Annotated in this window: 1 rRNA gene; it reads left to right on the forward strand. The window is 54.3% G+C overall.

The window, feature by feature from the left end:
* Window positions 1–1,086: ribosomal RNA gene (locus DN412_RS42920) — 23S ribosomal RNA — on the forward strand; the annotation flags it as partial.

A 1,086-nucleotide genomic window follows, 5' to 3' on the forward strand; every position in this document is an offset into this window, starting at 1 on the left:
AACGGGTGACGGCGTACCTTTTGTATAATGGGTCAGCGACTTACATTCAGTGGCAAGCTTAACCGATTAGGGAAGGCGTAGCGAAAGCGAGTCCGAACAGGGCGTTGAGTCGCTGGGTGTAGACCCGAAACCAGATGATCTATCCATGGCCAGGTTGAAGGTGCGGTAACACGTACTGGAGGACCGAACCCACTAACGTTGAAAAGTTAGGGGATGAGCTGTGGATAGGGGTGAAAGGCTAAACAAATCTGGAAATAGCTGGTTCTCTCCGAAAACTATTTAGGTAGTGCCTCGTGTGTCACCTTCGGGGGTAGAGCACTGTCATGGTTGGGGGGTCTATTGCTGATTACCCCGCCATAGCAAACTCCGAATACCGAAGAGTGCAATCACGGGAGACAGACATCGGGTGCTAACGTCCGGTGTCAAGAGGGAAACAACCCAGACCGCCAGCTAAGGTCCCCAAGATTGGCTAAGTGGGAAACGAAGTGGGAAGGCTAAAACAGTCAGGAGGTTGGCTTAGAAGCAGCCACCCTTTAAAGAAAGCGTAATAGCTCACTGATCGAGTCGTCCTGCGCGGAAGATGTAACGGGGCTAAGCCAGTCACCGAAGCTGCGGACGCACAGTAATGTGCGTGGTAGGAGAGCGTTCTGTAAGCCTGTGAAGGTGTCTTGTAAAGGATGCTGGAGGTATCAGAAGTGCGAATGCTGACATGAGTAGCGATAAAGGGGGTGAAAGGCCCCCTCGCCGTAAGCCCAAGGTTTCCTACGCAACGTTCATCGGCGTAGGGTGAGTCGGCCCCTAAGGCGAGGCAGAGATGCGTAGCTGATGGGAAGCAGGTTAATATTCCTGCACCGTCGTATGATGCGATGGGGGGACGGATCGCGGAAGGTTGTCCGGGTGTTGGAAGTCCCGGTCCCTGCATTGGAGAAGGCGCTTAGGCAAATCCGGGCGCGNGGGCGCGGGATTCAAGGATGTGGGGCGAGCGGCCTAGTGCTGCGAAGCAATTGGAAGTGGTTCCAAGAAAAGCCTCTAAGCTTCAGTCATACGAGACCGTACCGCAAACCGACACAGGTGGGCGAGATGAGT

This window comes from Cupriavidus lacunae (genome assembly GCF_003353055.1).
In the GTDB taxonomy this organism is placed as follows: Bacteria; Pseudomonadota; Gammaproteobacteria; order Burkholderiales; family Burkholderiaceae; genus Cupriavidus; species Cupriavidus lacunae.